This window comes from Burkholderia alba, from assembly GCF_034721475.1.
Lineage (GTDB): Bacteria > Pseudomonadota > Gammaproteobacteria > Burkholderiales > Burkholderiaceae > Burkholderia > Burkholderia alba.
In genome coordinates this window covers 1-305 of record NZ_JAWJWL010000203.1, presented here as the reverse complement: position 1 = coordinate 305, position 305 = coordinate 1, and the positions used below count along the sequence as shown (strand labels likewise).

The 305-nt window shown below is 54.8% G+C and carries 1 pseudogene; it reads right to left on the bottom strand.

The features are described from left to right. A pseudogene (locus tag RZR99_RS33240) lies at positions 1-305 on the bottom strand (IS3 family transposase); the annotation flags it as partial.

Sequence of the window (305 nt, the reverse complement as noted above, 5' to 3'; positions counted from 1 at the left end):
GTGATTGTCCTCGAAGATCTCTGCAACGGTGCGACGGACATCTGCATATTTGTCGGCAACCCGTATGGGCGACCGATGATAAAAATAGGAACTGCGCGCCAAGTCCAACCGCGCAAGCAGCTCAGTCAAACCGTATTCTTCTCTCAGGGCATCAACCAGCGTCGTCTTCTCCCGGTTGCTCAGAAGTGGCAGGTCGACGCCCAGGTCTTTTTTTAGGAGTTCATTCGCCTTCTTCAACAGGTCGTGTTCAAGCTGCAGATTGCGAATGTCGCGCCGGAGCCCTTCGACCTGCCGCTCCAGTTCGT